The sequence below is a fragment of the Vibrio sp. 1978 genome (assembly GCF_033344345.1).
The window spans coordinates 1-13,519 of record NZ_JAWPOP010000010.1; the positions used below are offsets into that span (position 1 = coordinate 1).

Sequence of the window (13,519 nt, forward strand, 5' to 3'; positions counted from 1 at the left end):
CTTACGGATTTCTCCATAAGCCTTTCGGAATATGGTGGCCCCTCGCAGACTTGAACTGCGGACCAATCGATTATGAGTCGACTGCTCTAACCACTGAGCTAAGGGGCCTTAATAGGACAACGATTATAGGGGAAGCGTTGCAAGGTGTCTAGATACCAACTAGGGCAATTGCGCTTAGTTTTTATCCACTTAGAACAGTAGATAATAAAAAAGGTGACCTAAAGTCACCTTTTTTGATTTCTAAAAGCTTGTATGCGCTGCGATTATTCGTCTAGGAAGCTGCGCAGAGTCTCTGAGCGGCTTGGGTGACGAAGTTTACGTAGTGCTTTTGCTTCGATCTGACGGATACGCTCACGAGTAACGTCGAACTGCTTACCAACTTCTTCTAGAGTATGGTCAGTGTTCATGTCAATACCAAAACGCATACGAAGTACTTTCGCTTCACGTGGCGTTAGACCTGCAAGCACGTCTTTTGTTGCCACTTTAAGGCTAGTTGCTGTTGCAGAATCTAGCGGAAGTTCTAGCGTTGTATCTTCGATAAAATCACCTAGATGCGAATCTTCGTCGTCACCGATTGGTGTCTCCATTGAGATAGGCTCTTTAGCGATTTTTAGAACTTTACGAATCTTGTCTTCTGGCATTTGCATGCGCTCTGCCAGTTCTTCCGGTAGTGGCTCGCGACCCATCTCTTGCAACATTTGACGAGAGATACGGTTTAGCTTGTTGATCGTTTCGATCATGTGTACCGGAATACGAATCGTACGTGCTTGGTCCGCGATTGAACGAGTGATAGCCTGACGGATCCACCACGTTGCGTAAGTCGAGAACTTGTAACCACGACGATATTCGAATTTATCTACCGCTTTCATCAGACCGATGTTACCTTCTTGGATCAGATCCAAGAACTGTAGGCCACGGTTGGTGTATTTCTTCGCGATAGAAATTACAAGACGCAAGTTCGCTTCAACCATCTCTTTCTTCGCACGGCGAGCTTTTGCTTCACCGATAGACATACGACGGCTGATGTCTTTAATGTTCTGTACGTTTAGAGAAGTCTCTTCTTCAATCATTTTTAGCTTAGCGATTGAACGACGGATTTCTTCTTCGTTACGTTTGATCTTTTCAGCGTATGGCTTGTCTGAAGCAAGAACTTCATCCAGCCAAGCTTCACTTGATTCATTACCAGTGAACAGCGCGATGAATGATTTCTTCGGCATTTTGCCGTATTCAACCACTGACTTCATGATCAGACGCTCTTGAGTACGAACACGATCCATAGCAGTACGCAGTTCATTCACTAAGTGATCAAACTGTTTAGGCGTTAGACGAAACTCGCGGAATACGTCTAGCATCATTTCATTAGCAACGGTTGCTTTCGGGCTGTTATAGCCGTATTCGTTGATTGCTAATTGAAGATTTTGATAGGTGCTGCGTAGTTGGTTGAATTTCTCTAGCGCTAATTCTGGATCGATACCTACATCTTCTTCAGAATCATCTGAATCGTCATCGCTATCTTCGTCGTCATCAACGTCTTCATCGTCTTCTTCTTCTAACTGAGATTCAGTCAGTTCAGAACCGATGTGTGTTGCCGTTGGTGCAGCGGTGTCGTCAGCATCTGGATCTACAAAACCTGAAATTAGGTCTGTAAGACGTAGTTCTTCAGCTTGAACTTTGTCAAATTGCTCAAGAATGTACGGAATTGTGCCTGGGTATTCAGCAACAGACGATTGAACTTGGTTAATACCTTCTTCAATACGTTTTGCGATGTCGATTTCGCCTTCGCGAGTTAGAAGTTCGACAGTACCCATCTCACGCATGTACATACGTACTGGGTCTGTTGTACGACCAATCTCACTCTCTACGCTAGAAAGTGCAGCGGCTGCAGCTTCGGCTGCATCTTCATCGGTAATATTTGTGTCATCGTTCAGTGCTAAATCATCAGCATCAGGAGCAGTTTCTACTACCTTAATGCCCATGTCGTTGATCATCTGAATGATGTCTTCTACCTGTTCTGAATCTACGATTTCAGCAGGTAGGTGGTCATTTACTTCGGCGTAGGTCAGATAGCCTTGTTCCTTGCCTTTAATAACAAGTGACTTTAGCTGTGACTGCGGATTGTGATCCATAGACGGTATCCAACTTCGTAATCTGGTGAAGGAATCAGTATGCGAAATGCAAACCACTTACTATAACAAATTAAATCGTTGCTGACTAATTAAACAGGGTTACGCTTTTAAATCTAGCATAAGTGCTAGCAGCTCCCTTTTCTCTTCGGCTGATAAACCGACACTTCTTGCTTTGGCCTGCAGGTTTTCAATTTGTTTTTCTACGCACTGGGCAATAATTTTATCCAGTGAGTCTAAAAAGATTTCTTCTTGGTTGTCCTCATCGAGTGGAATGTCCCAACTCGCGAGACGAGACAGAAGGGTCTCATTTTGGCTGTTTCGCCAATGCTCTAATAATTGGCCTGTGTTGATATGGGGATGCGCTTGGCATTTATCAAGTACATCAACAAATAAACTTAGACCAGGAATGGGCAAATCTCTAACGCTAGTTAGATCTGGCACCATACTTACGTATTGTGGGTTTTGAATCAGTAACGCGATCACTTCTCGCATCGGCGTTCGCTTGATTTCTTTATGAGGTTGAGGCCTTTTATCCTCTTTACCTTGTTTTGAAATTAGCTGCTGTAGTTGGCGCTCATCAACCAAACCCAAACGGCGGCCAAGCAATTCTCTCAAGTATAGTCTTAAAGTGCCGCCAGGGACTTTATCAATGAGAGGAACCGCAAGAGTACTCAGTTTTGCCATGCCTTCTTTCGTGCTCATATCGACCTGCTGAGTCAATGAGCTGAACATGAATTCAGACAAGGGCATCGCATTAGACACTTGCTGCTCAAATGCTTGTTTTCCGTTTTGTCGGATATAAGAGTCGGGATCTTCTCCATCCGGCAAAAACATGAATTTTAACTGGCGACCATCAGTTAGGTAAGGCAATGCATTTTCCATGGCACGCCACGCGGCTTCACGGCCTGCGCGGTCACCGTCATAACAACACACGACGGTGCTTGTTTGCCTGAATAACACTTGCAAGTGATCGCCCGTTGTCGAGGTTCCTAATGAGGCAACGGAATAATCTACGCCATATTGAGCAAGCGCGACAACATCCATATAGCCTTCAACCACTAAAATTTGTGGTGGCTCACGATACGCTTGTAGTACTTCATAAAGGCCATACAACTCTTTACCTTTATGAAATATCGGGGTTTCGGGTGAGTTGAGATATTTTGGTGTCCCATCACCTAATACTCTACCACCAAAGCCTATTACTCGGCCGCGTCTGTCTCGAATAGGAAACATCACTCGACCACGGAATCGGTCGTAGCGGTTGCCTTTATCGTTTTCAATCAACATGCCGCCAGTGACGAGCATGTCTTGGTTTTCTTTATTCTGGCCAAAGTTCTTACGAACTAAATCCCATTCATCAGCCACATAGCCGATGCCAAACTTCTGGACGATTTCACCAGACAGGCCGCGATCTTTTAGATACTCAATCGCCACCTTACTTGCTGGCTGTTTGAGTTGGTTACGATAAAATTGAGCAATGCTGCCCATTAAGTCGTATAGGTTACGTTTTTCACTGCTGCTTGCTTGTGGGCCTGATTGAAACGAACCATTACCGCCACTACGTTGTTCGCGAGGAACATCTAAACCCAAGTATGAAGCGAGTTCTTCAATGGCTTCGACGAATTCTAGTCGGTCGAACTCCATCAAAAAATCGATGGCATTTCCATGCGCGCCACAACCAAAACAATGGTAGAACTGCTTTTCTTGACTGACACTGAATGAGGGTGTTTTTTCGTTGTGGAAAGGGCAGCATGCGCCGTAGTTTTTGCCTTTTTTCTTAAGTTTCACACGTGCGTCGATGATATCGACAATATCAAGTCGAGCTAGAAGGTCATCGATAAAACTGCGAGGGATGTGTCCAGCCATAAAACCTAACAAAAAAAGAAGATGATGAGTGGAGTGAATGCCTTAAAAGAATGAGCGTATTGCCCATTGATTTCATTCCATCCATCCAGATACAAACAAGCCGTGCGCTCCAAAGGATAGCACGGCTTGCTGCAATTGGGTGGGGTACCTTAAGCCAATTTAGCGCGAACTAAACCGCTTACTTTACCCATATCTGCACGCCCTTGAATTTGCGGTTTCAGAACGCCCATTACTTTGCCCATGTCTTGCATGCCAGCTGCGCCAGATTCAGCAATCGCGTTCTCGATGAGAGCCGCTACTTCTTCGTCTGTCAGTGGTTGAGGCATAAAGTCCTCAAGAACGGTAATTTCTGCTTGTTCCGCATCAGCAAGATCTTGACGACCCGCTGCTTCAAACTGCGCTACAGAATCGCGACGTTGTTTAACCATCTTGGTCAATACTGCAAGAATGTCGTCATCGTTCAGAGTAATCTGTTCGTCAACTTCACGTTGCTTGATTGCTGATAGGGCTAAACGAATAGTACCAAGGCGCAATTTGTCCTTGGCTTTCATCGCTAATTTTTGCTCTTCTTTGAGTTGATCAATCAGAGCCATAACTAAATTCCTTTTGGAGCTCAGTTATTAGTACAGGCGAACGCGACGAGCGTTTTCGCGAGCTAGCTTCTTAGCGTGACGCTTTTGAGCTGCTGCTTTAGCGCGTTTGCGAACTGTAGTTGGTTTTTCGTAGTGCTCACGACGACGCACTTCAGAAAGGATACCTGCTTTTTCGCAAGAGCGCTTAAAACGACGTAGAGCAACGTCGAACGGTTCGTTTTCACGTACTTTAACTACTGGCATATGCCTTTCACCTCAGGGGTTATTCGTTAACGCTGGTATTCAACAGACCAAATCACAATTGTTAGGTCTCTTACCAGCTTGATCAAAAATGGTGCGGAATTTTAATCCGATCACAACTACTTTGTAAAGCCTTTTGTCGATTATTGTCTGTACAAAATTTGTTTGCAGCACCAAGGCGAGGTAATATGACGCCCAAATTTCCTCTATACAGAAAGCATACTGAGAAAACCATGCGCATTATTGGTATTGAAACCTCTTGTGACGAGACTGGCATCGCAATTTATGACGATGAAAACGGTCTCTTGTCACACAAGCTATACAGCCAAGTAAAACTGCACGCAGATTACGGCGGTGTGGTGCCTGAGTTGGCTTCACGTGACCACGTAAAGAAAACCATTCCTCTTATTAAAGAGGCACTAAAAGAAGCGAACTTAACTTCAAAAGACATCGATGGTGTCGCGTATACCGCGGGGCCTGGTCTTGTTGGGGCGTTATTAGTGGGTGCGACTATCGGTCGCAGTATTGCTTATGCTTGGGGAGTGCCAGCGGTACCTGTTCATCATATGGAAGGTCACCTATTGGCCCCAATGTTGGAAGATAACCCTCCACCGTTCCCGTTTGTGGCGGTATTAGTATCGGGCGGTCACTCTATGATGGTGGAAGTGAGAGGCATCGGTGAGTACAAAATTCTAGGTGAGTCGATTGATGATGCGGCGGGCGAAGCGTTTGATAAAACAGCGAAGCTAATGGGTTTGGATTACCCAGGCGGTCCACTATTATCTAAACTGGCGGAAAAAGGTACACCGGGCCGCTTTAAGTTCCCGCGCCCAATGACGAATGTGCCAGGTTTGGACATGAGTTTCTCTGGTCTAAAAACCTTTACGGCTAACACGATTGCTGCAAACGGTGATGACGAGCAAACCCGCGCGGACATCGCATTGGCATTTGAAGAGGCTGTGTGTGCTACGTTGGCTATTAAATGTAAGCGCGCGCTTGAGCAAACAGGCATGAAACGCATTGTTATTGCTGGTGGTGTGAGTGCTAACCGTCGTTTGCGAGCTGAGTTAGAGAAGTTAGCGAAGAAAGTTGGCGGCGAAGTTTACTACCCACGTACTGAGTTCTGTACAGATAACGGTGCGATGATCGCTTACGCAGGCATGCAGCGCTTGAAGAATGGCGAAGTGGCTGATATGTCAGTAGAGGCTCGTCCACGTTGGCCAATTGATCAACTAACACCTGTCGCTTAGTCAAATTTATGCGGTAGGTTTGAAACCGGTTCTTTGTAATAAAGGTCTCTGCTCCTCAGAGGCCTTTATTTTTAATTATTCAATGAACCGCCTCGTTTTACATTCTGACTGATGCGATCAGTTCGCGATTGTTTCAGTGCTAGGATGACGTGGAAGAATAAGAAATGGATATAACAATGAATAAGTTTGAAATTGAAGGTCAGCAACTTGCTTATCTAGATAAAGGTGAGGGCCCTGTGCTTCTATTTGGTCATAGTTACCTTTGGGATAGCCAAATGTGGGCGCCACAAGTTGAGGTTTTAAGCCAGTCATTCCGTTGTATTGTGCCAGATCTTTGGGCACATGGTGAATCGGACGCTGCACCTGCATCGACACAGTCATTGGCCGACTATGCACAACATATGTTGGCATTGATGGATCATTTAGATATCGAAGAGTTCTCGATAGTGGGATTATCTGTTGGCGGCATGTGGGGAGCGGAGCTAACGGCTCAAGCGCCGCAACGTGTTAAGTCACTGGTATTGATGGATACCTTCATTGGCTGGGAGCCAGAAGTTACGTATAAAAAGTATTTTGCAATGCTTGATACCATCAGCCAAGTCCAAGCAGTGCCTGCGCCAATTATTGAAGCCGTTGTGCCGCTGTTCTTTGCCAACAACGTCAATCAGGATAACCCTAAACTTGTCGCTTCATTCAAACGCAGTTTAGAAGAGCTGAACGGTGAGCGTGCGGTGGAAGTCGCTCGCATGGGGCGCATGGTGTTTGGTCGCCGTGATGTGATTGAAGATTCGGAAAAATTCGCTCTGCCGACGTTAATTGCGGTGGGCTGTGAAGATAAGCCTCGCCCGGTTTTCGAATCGTATTTAATGAAAGACTGTATCACGGGCAGTGAGTTGGTAGAAATTCCGCAAGCGGGACACATCAGTTGTTTAGAACAGCCTGAGTTCGTCAACCAAATGTTGTTGAACTTCCTGAATCGAGTTCATGCGTAACCAATGCATCCCTCTTTAAACGAAAAACTCGGCATTAAGCCGAGTTTTTTTGTGTCAGTTTCTTCTCGCCGATTTTTGGCTCGTCGCCAGACAAAAGCCGACGAATATTTTGATGATGCTTAAATACGATTAAGCAACACAGCATAGCAACAGGTAACGTGTATTGCGGTTTAAACATCCAAGTATAAAACGGAGTGACCAAAACCGTGACGAGAGCCGCTAAGGATGAATAGCGGAATAGCGCGGCTACTGACAGCCAAGTTAACATCACCAATCCTGTTAAGTCCAAACCAATCGGAGCGATAGCGCCAAGCGCGGTTGCGACACCTTTTCCGCCTTTAAAGTGGAAAAAGATGGGGTACATGTGGCCAAGACAGGCAGCAATGGCGATGACGCCAAGAATGATAGGGTCGATACCAAGAAAGTATCCGCCCCACACGGGGATAGTGCCTTTGAGCATATCGCACAACAAGACTGAAACAGCGGCTCCTCGTCCGCCAATACGCAATACGTTCGTTGCTCCAGGATTGTTAGATCCCACACTGCGTGGGTCTGGCAGTTTTAAGAGTCGACAGATCAAAACCGCACTGGAAACCGAACCTAATAAATAGGCGGCCATTGTCATTATCAGTGCCAGTGCGTCCATAGAAGTCCTTGATGGATTGGAATTTAATGCTCGGTTCCCGCGTAGTTGCTATCATACCCCGAATTTACATAATGCAGAAATCCTCACTGTGATAGAGCTTGCATTATGTGATTTCTTGTATATAAAGATGCTTTCGCAGTTTATACCTAAGTAACATTGTGATGACCAAAGTAAATGTTACTTAGGTATAGAATACTACGATCAAATTACCCCTCACGGGTATCCGACCTCTGTAATAGAAGGACATAAGATGGCTCTGGATAAAGTTTTTATTGAACAGTTAGAAGTAATCACCACAATTGGCGTGTACGACTGGGAGCAACAAATCAAACAAAAGTTGGTTCTGGATATTGAAATGGCACACGATAATAAACCTGCGGGCAAAAGTGATGATGTGCAAGATGCACTGGATTATTCGCAGGTGAGTGAGGCGGTACTTAACCACATTGAAAATGGTCGTTTCTTACTGGTCGAGCGCGTGGCTGAAGAAGTAGCAGAGCTTATCATGCTGCGTTTCTCAGTGCCTTGGGTGAAAATCCGCCTAGCGAAGCCTGGCGCCGTGCCGCAAGCACGTGCTGTTGGTGTGGTGATTGAGCGAGGCCGAGCATGATCACCACCTATATCGGTGTTGGGACGAACGTAGAAAGAGAGCAACATGTGCTTGCTGCGTATCAGGAGCTGCAACGGCTTGGAGAAAATCTCCTCGTATCACCGATATATGAATGCGAACCTATTGGTTTTAGCAGCAAGAATTTCTACAACTTTGTCGTTGCAATGCGTACCGAGTTGTCATTAGAAGAGTTGAGCCATCAACTACGCGAGATTGAATTTAAGTGGGGACGCGAAGAAAACGCGCAAAAGTATCAGGATCGAACACTGGATCTCGATATAGTGTTGTTCGGTGAGCGCGTCTCCAAGAAAAAACCTGAGCTACCTCGCAGTGATATCTACAAATATCCTTTTGTCACAAAGCCGCTGTATGATCTCGAACCGCAATTAGTGATCCCAGGCGATGGACGCACAGTCGCAGACATTTGGCATGCTATGCAGCCAGTCGATTCGCTCAAACCCGTTTCCTTTCATTTTTAATTTGAGTTGTTTACATGAGTTATTTTGAAGCCTTTATTTTGGCTCTGATTCAGGGGCTGACAGAGTTTTTGCCTATTTCAAGCTCTGCCCATTTGATCCTGCCTTCCGCTATTTTAGGATGGGAAGACCAAGGTCTAGCCTTTGATGTTGCTGTTCACGTCGGTACATTAATGGCTGTCGTGATCTATTTTCGTCATGAAGTAATCACTTTGTTTCAAGCGTTATTTGCTTCGATCTTTAAAGGAGATCGCAGTAAAGAAGCTAAATTGGCTTGGATGATCGTGATTGCGACGATTCCAGCTTGTGTGTTCGGCTTATTGATGAAAGACATCATTGAAGTGTATCTACGTAGCGCTTACGTCATCGCGACTACTACGATCGTATTTGGCCTGTTGCTATGGTGGGTAGACAAAAACGCTAAACTCGTTGCCGATGAATACCAAACGGGTTGGAAGAAAGCTGTATTTATCGGTATTGCTCAAGCCTTAGCGATGATTCCTGGAACTTCACGTTCAGGGGCGACCATCACAGCAGCGCTTTACCTTGGCTTTACTCGAGAAGCGGCTGCCCGATTTTCGTTTTTAATGTCGATCCCAATCATTACATTAGCTGGTAGCTACTTAGGCATGAAGTTAGTGACCAGTGGTGAACCTGTCCATGTTGGTTTCTTAATGACTGGCATTATCACATCGTTTATCAGTGCGTACATCTGTATCCACTTCTTCTTGAAGATGATTTCACGAATGGGCATGACACCGTTTGTGATTTACCGTCTCATTTTGGGCGTCGGTTTGTTCGCTTTTCTATTAAGTGCATAATTGATGTTAACGAAAAACGCCCGCGAAATCCGCGGGCGTTTTTGTTTGTTCGTTACTTCTTAAGTGCTGCTTTCACTGCTTCAATACGTCGTTTTTCTTGCTCGTCACGAATCGCAGGGCCTTTAAAGCCCTCTTTGATAATGGCTTGAACGTCAACTGCCGCTGCTGCTTGGTAGGCTTGCCTAAAAATATCCGCCTGTGGATATGGTTGCGTTTCCAGTCCTTTACGACCAGCGTGATCCGCTTGGCAGCAAAGCAAGATATCTTGCAGACGTTCGGACTTACGCCACACATCAAGTTTATTGAGTATTTTAATTATGGTTTGTGGTTTAAGTTCAGCCGCGCGATGAATATTGGAGTGCTGTTCGCACACCATCAAGGCTAAATCACGAAACTCATTTGGTACCCGGACACGTTCGCACAGCTTTTTGATCAGTTTTAATCCTGTATGGCAATGCATTTTGTGGCTTGGCCATTCGCTCTCTGGCGTCACGCCCTTACCCAAGTCATGCACTTGGGCGGCAAACCTGACGGGGAGTGAGTTACTCAATTTTGCGGCTTGCTCTGCCACCATCAAAGTATGGATGCCAGTATCGATTTCTGGATGCCACTTCTCAGGTTGAGGTACGCCAAATAGTGCATCAATTTCAGGTAACACCACGGTTAATGCACCACAGTCTCGTAGAACCGATAAGAAAATATCAGGGCGAGGAGTAGAGAGAGATTTATGCCATTCTTGCCAAACACGCTCGGGAGTCAGTGTGCTCAGCTCTCCGGACTCTGCCATGTGACGCATTAACCGCATGGTTTCGTCGGCAACCGTAAAGTTTAGATCAGCAAGCTTCGCTGCGAAGCGAGCGACACGTAAAACGCGTAGAGGGTCTTCAATAAAGGCGTCTGATACATGGCGTAGCAGTTTATCGTTGAGATCTTGCTGGCCAGCATATGGGTCATGGATCGTGCCATCACTCTCCATTGCCATCGCGTTAATGGTTAAATCACGACGTATCAAATCTTCTTCTAAGGTGACGTTTTGATCGAAGAAACATTCAAAACCAGTGTAACCAGAACCTGACTTTCTCTCTGTTCGTGCAAGGGCATATTCTTCTTTACTTTTGGGATGCAGAAATACAGGAAAGTCTTTACCAACGGCGGTGTATCCTTGGGACAGCATCATCTCGGGCGTCGAGCCTACGACCACCCAGTCGTTGTCATAACTATCAATTCCGAGCAATTTATCTCGAACTGCGCCACCTACTAAATAAACTTGCACGAATTACCTCTTAATTTATGGATATGCCGTTGGACATTGTAGCAAGCAATGGTACTTTTCTTTACTCCTAAGAATAGAAGAAGAGCGTTTATACCATGTCTGACTATTCCCAGGTGGTTTTTTAGCTGGAGAGCCTAATGTATAAGGACTTTTTTGGGTTTGTCGAACAACCATTTTCGATTGTTCCAAACTCACGTTATTTGTATTTAAGCCAACGTCACAAAGAGGCAATCACACATCTCCAAGCTGGGCTAGGCGATGGCGGTGGCTTTGCTATGCTTACTGGCGAAGTAGGTACAGGCAAAACGACCGTCGCAAAAGCGATGCTGGCGAATTTGGGTGATAACACCAAAGCGGGTCTTATTCTCAATCCCACGTTTTCGAGTAGAGACTTGCTCGAAGCCATTTGCGATGAGTTCAAAATCACCTATCCGCCAGATGCAAACCTCAAACAGCTAAACCAGGTTATCCATCAATATTTGCTGCGTAATTATCGTTCAGGCTGGCAGACATTGCTGGTCATTGATGAGGCTCAACACCTTGCTGCCGACGTTCTAGAGCAGTTGCGCTTGTTGACCAACTTGGAAACCGATACCAGAAAATTGCTCAAAGTGTTGTTGGTCGGGCAGCCTGAATTGCAGCGGTTATTACAAACAACACAACTACGCCAACTTGCCCAGCGTATTACCGGGCGTTATCACCTGTTGCCGTTGGATGAAAAAGAGACAGAAGATTACATCGCATTTCGACTACATACAGCAGGTGGCGACCAGCAACTGTTTAATCGTGCTTCTTGTAAACTTATAGCCAAATACAGTCACGGTATACCGCGGCTCATCAACCTTATCTGTGACAAATCCCTCAACATTAGTTATCACCAGGGTAATGTGGTGGTGGATAAGCAAACCGTTCAGCAGGCCTGTGAAGAGGTGATGCAGTTTCAGGCAGATATTTATCAGCAAGATAAAAAAGAGCGCCGGACTTTCCGTTGGCCTGCTTGGGGCTCTGTCACGGTAGGCCTTATTGCTGCATTAAGTACGGGGTGGGCGGTCGTGAATTATATGCCAGCTCAAGCGACGTCAGTGTTGACACAAGTGACGGAGCCAAGAGTAGAGCCAACACCAACCGTCGTCAGCCAACAGTTAACTGATGAGCAGCGTGATTTATTGTTAACACAAAAACAGTCGAACCTCGCTGTAAATGATTTGTATCGTTTGTGGGGATATCAAGCATCGGTTCGCGATAATCTTTGTTTGTCAGAACCGCAGTCGACTATGCGTTGTGAGCGTAAAATGGCGACTTGGCCGCTGTTGATGCAACAAAATCGCCCTGTGATCTTGGAGTTGAATTATCAAGGTGATGTTGGGTATGTCATTCTATATGCCGTCGGTAATGACCAAGCTGAAGTGCTCAATGGTAAGCAGCGTCTTCGTCTGCCAGTTTCGTGGCTAAAGCCGTTGTGGCAGGGCAATATTATCGAACTGTGGCATGCTCCGCTGAATGAAACATTACGTTTAGACATGGAAGGCCCTGCGATTGAAGTATTAGACCGATTATTAGCAGAAGCGGTGAGTGAGCCACTGCTTGAAACGTCTATTTTTGATGGTGCGATGAAAGAGCGAGTCGAATTATTTCAACGTTGGCAAGGAATTGGTGTCGATGGTATTGCAGGTAAGCGAACGCTAGACCGACTTCAGCAAAATGTTCAGCCAGATGCGCCTCAACTGGCGAGAATCGAGAAGGAGGACGCATAATGTCAGCTGTGAAACATATAGGTCTGTTCTTGCTGCCAATCACTGCTTCTGCTATCGGAGTCGCTTGGTACTTAGATCTCTTTGCACCGAGTGTTGAAGTAGATACAACGTCCCCGATAGAAAAGGTCGAAGTGGTATCACCTTTCAAAGTATTGGACTATCCAGAGAACACCCAGTTGGCCCAATTGCCAAGAGAGTGGCCAAGTGCAGAGCTATCGCGTGATTTTGGTACATTTACCACCCCCGATGAATACACGAGCCATACACCAAGCAGAGATGAAACACGCAACTCAGCATCAACCCAAACGACTTCTGCTGCTGAAGAGGACCTCGGGTTGTCTTTGGATGATCTGGATTTATCCTCATTATCTCCTGATTTAGCTAGGAAGGTCGAAAATGCCTTATCCCGAGATGATGACAATTCGTCATCACAAACGGCACGCGTGAACGATTTAGAGCGCAACGCTCACCAGTGGCAAGGGCGTCTACCTGCGCTTAATTTGCAAACCCATATGTATGCCAGTGATGAAAATCGCCGTTGGGTGAAAATTAACAATGTTGAGTATCATCAAGGGGATGTCGTTGATGATCAGGTCACTCTAAGAGAAATACAACCGCAAGCTGTGATTGTTGAGTTCCAAGGTGAGCAAATTCGTATACCAGCGTTGTATGAGTGGAAAGGGTAACTCTTGTAGAAACACATCAAGCCAGCGAAATCATATCGCTGGCTTTTTATTTTTCAGAGCATCTTTTGCATCTATTCTGATGATGATTTTTAGATACTCAAACAAGCAAAATATAGCTTTTCTCAGTCGTTTAAATAGCACCAATATCATTCATCTATTGATAGCGCGATTCCAGTCAGCGTTGTG

At 45.6% G+C, this 13,519-nt stretch carries 13 protein-coding genes and 1 tRNA gene; 7 read left to right on the plus strand and 7 right to left on the minus strand.

Going from position 1 to position 13,519, the window contains the following annotated elements; genetic code table 11:
- Positions 1-32 precede the first annotated feature (32 nt).
- The 5 genes from R8N49_RS11575 to rpsU form a co-directional block, all read right to left on the minus strand.
- Positions 33-108, minus strand: a tRNA-Ile gene (locus tag R8N49_RS11575).
- A gap of 155 nt (positions 109-263) precedes the next feature.
- Positions 264-2,126, minus strand: a complete 1,863-nt coding sequence (gene rpoD / locus R8N49_RS11580; RefSeq protein WP_005395986.1) for an RNA polymerase sigma factor RpoD — start codon at positions 2,124-2,126, stop codon at positions 264-266.
- A gap of 99 nt (positions 2,127-2,225) precedes the next feature.
- Positions 2,226-3,992 carry a DNA primase gene (gene dnaG / locus R8N49_RS11585; RefSeq protein ID WP_005379719.1) on the minus strand — a complete coding sequence of 589 codons (1,767 nt, stop codon included), beginning with the start codon at positions 3,990-3,992 and terminating at the stop codon, positions 2,226-2,228.
- Between the two features lie 149 nt (positions 3,993-4,141).
- Positions 4,142-4,585: a GatB/YqeY domain-containing protein gene (locus tag R8N49_RS11590; protein WP_005379720.1), complete on the minus strand. Its 444-nt coding sequence runs from the start codon at positions 4,583-4,585 to the stop codon at positions 4,142-4,144.
- A gap of 27 nt (positions 4,586-4,612) precedes the next feature.
- Complete coding sequence (rpsU, locus tag R8N49_RS11595; protein WP_001145625.1) at positions 4,613-4,828, minus strand: 30S ribosomal protein S21; 216 nt, start codon at positions 4,826-4,828, stop codon at positions 4,613-4,615.
- A 230-nt stretch (positions 4,829-5,058) separates the two neighbouring features.
- On the opposite strand from rpsU, the gene tsaD reads away from it, so the two are divergent.
- A complete protein-coding gene (tsaD, locus tag R8N49_RS11600) occupies positions 5,059-6,075 on the plus strand; it encodes a tRNA (adenosine(37)-N6)-threonylcarbamoyltransferase complex transferase subunit TsaD (RefSeq protein WP_005379854.1) in 1,017 nt (338 codons plus the stop codon).
- Between the two features lie 176 nt (positions 6,076-6,251).
- Positions 6,252-7,067: an alpha/beta fold hydrolase gene (locus tag R8N49_RS11605; protein ID WP_005379855.1), complete on the plus strand. Its 816-nt coding sequence runs from the start codon at positions 6,252-6,254 to the stop codon at positions 7,065-7,067.
- 34 nt (positions 7,068-7,101) lie between these two features.
- Here R8N49_RS11605 and plsY read toward each other — a convergent pair whose 3' ends face one another.
- A complete protein-coding gene (gene plsY / locus R8N49_RS11610; RefSeq protein WP_005379857.1) occupies positions 7,102-7,713 on the minus strand; it encodes a glycerol-3-phosphate 1-O-acyltransferase PlsY in 612 nt (203 codons plus the stop codon).
- A gap of 250 nt (positions 7,714-7,963) precedes the next feature.
- Between plsY and folB the strand changes: the two genes are divergently transcribed.
- From folB to R8N49_RS11625, 3 genes are read left to right on the plus strand one after another with little or no spacing between them, the layout of a single operon-like run.
- Positions 7,964-8,323 (plus strand): bifunctional dihydroneopterin aldolase/7,8-dihydroneopterin epimerase, encoded by a 360-nt coding sequence (folB, locus tag R8N49_RS11615; protein ID WP_005379859.1) that lies wholly within the window; start codon positions 7,964-7,966, stop codon positions 8,321-8,323.
- On the plus strand, positions 8,320-8,802 hold the full coding sequence (folK, locus tag R8N49_RS11620; RefSeq protein ID WP_005387457.1) for a 2-amino-4-hydroxy-6-hydroxymethyldihydropteridine diphosphokinase: 483 nt from the start codon (positions 8,320-8,322) through the stop codon (positions 8,800-8,802). Before folB ends, folK begins: the two co-directional genes overlap by 4 nt.
- Positions 8,803-8,816: 14 nt before the next feature.
- Complete coding sequence (locus R8N49_RS11625) at positions 8,817-9,620, plus strand: undecaprenyl-diphosphate phosphatase (protein WP_017820255.1); 804 nt, start codon at positions 8,817-8,819, stop codon at positions 9,618-9,620.
- A gap of 52 nt (positions 9,621-9,672) precedes the next feature.
- Here R8N49_RS11625 and R8N49_RS11630 read toward each other — a convergent pair whose 3' ends face one another.
- A complete protein-coding gene (locus tag R8N49_RS11630; RefSeq protein ID WP_318189984.1) occupies positions 9,673-10,893 on the minus strand; it encodes a multifunctional CCA addition/repair protein in 1,221 nt (406 codons plus the stop codon).
- A 137-nt stretch (positions 10,894-11,030) separates the two neighbouring features.
- Between R8N49_RS11630 and R8N49_RS11635 the strand changes: the two genes are divergently transcribed.
- Together R8N49_RS11635 and R8N49_RS11640 are read left to right on the plus strand one after the other, a co-directional pair.
- Positions 11,031-12,647, plus strand: a complete 1,617-nt coding sequence (locus tag R8N49_RS11635) for an ExeA family protein (RefSeq protein ID WP_033906082.1) — start codon at positions 11,031-11,033, stop codon at positions 12,645-12,647.
- Positions 12,647-13,333: a general secretion pathway protein GspB gene (locus R8N49_RS11640; RefSeq protein WP_005387437.1), complete on the plus strand. Its 687-nt coding sequence runs from the start codon at positions 12,647-12,649 to the stop codon at positions 13,331-13,333. Before R8N49_RS11635 ends, R8N49_RS11640 begins: the two co-directional genes overlap by 1 nt.
- Positions 13,334-13,519 lie beyond the last annotated feature (186 nt).

Coding starts and splice junctions, on each gene's coding strand:
- rpoD (WP_005395986.1), bottom strand. CDS start 2,126: ATGGATCACAATCCGCAGTCACAGCTAAAGTCACTTGTTATTAAAGGC.
- dnaG (WP_005379719.1), bottom strand. CDS start 3,992: ATGGCTGGACACATCCCTCGCAGTTTTATCGATGACCTTCTAGCTCGA.
- R8N49_RS11590 (WP_005379720.1), bottom strand. CDS start 4,585: ATGGCTCTGATTGATCAACTCAAAGAAGAGCAAAAATTAGCGATGAAA.
- rpsU (WP_001145625.1), bottom strand. CDS start 4,828: ATGCCAGTAGTTAAAGTACGTGAAAACGAACCGTTCGACGTTGCTCTA.
- tsaD (WP_005379854.1), top strand. CDS start 5,059: ATGCGCATTATTGGTATTGAAACCTCTTGTGACGAGACTGGCATCGCA.
- R8N49_RS11605 (WP_005379855.1), top strand. CDS start 6,252: ATGAATAAGTTTGAAATTGAAGGTCAGCAACTTGCTTATCTAGATAAA.
- plsY (WP_005379857.1), bottom strand. CDS start 7,713: ATGGACGCACTGGCACTGATAATGACAATGGCCGCCTATTTATTAGGT.
- folB (WP_005379859.1), top strand. CDS start 7,964: ATGGCTCTGGATAAAGTTTTTATTGAACAGTTAGAAGTAATCACCACA.
- folK (WP_005387457.1), top strand. CDS start 8,320: ATGATCACCACCTATATCGGTGTTGGGACGAACGTAGAAAGAGAGCAA.
- R8N49_RS11625 (WP_017820255.1), top strand. CDS start 8,817: ATGAGTTATTTTGAAGCCTTTATTTTGGCTCTGATTCAGGGGCTGACA.
- R8N49_RS11635 (WP_033906082.1), top strand. CDS start 11,031: ATGTATAAGGACTTTTTTGGGTTTGTCGAACAACCATTTTCGATTGTT.
- R8N49_RS11640 (WP_005387437.1), top strand. CDS start 12,647: ATGTCAGCTGTGAAACATATAGGTCTGTTCTTGCTGCCAATCACTGCT.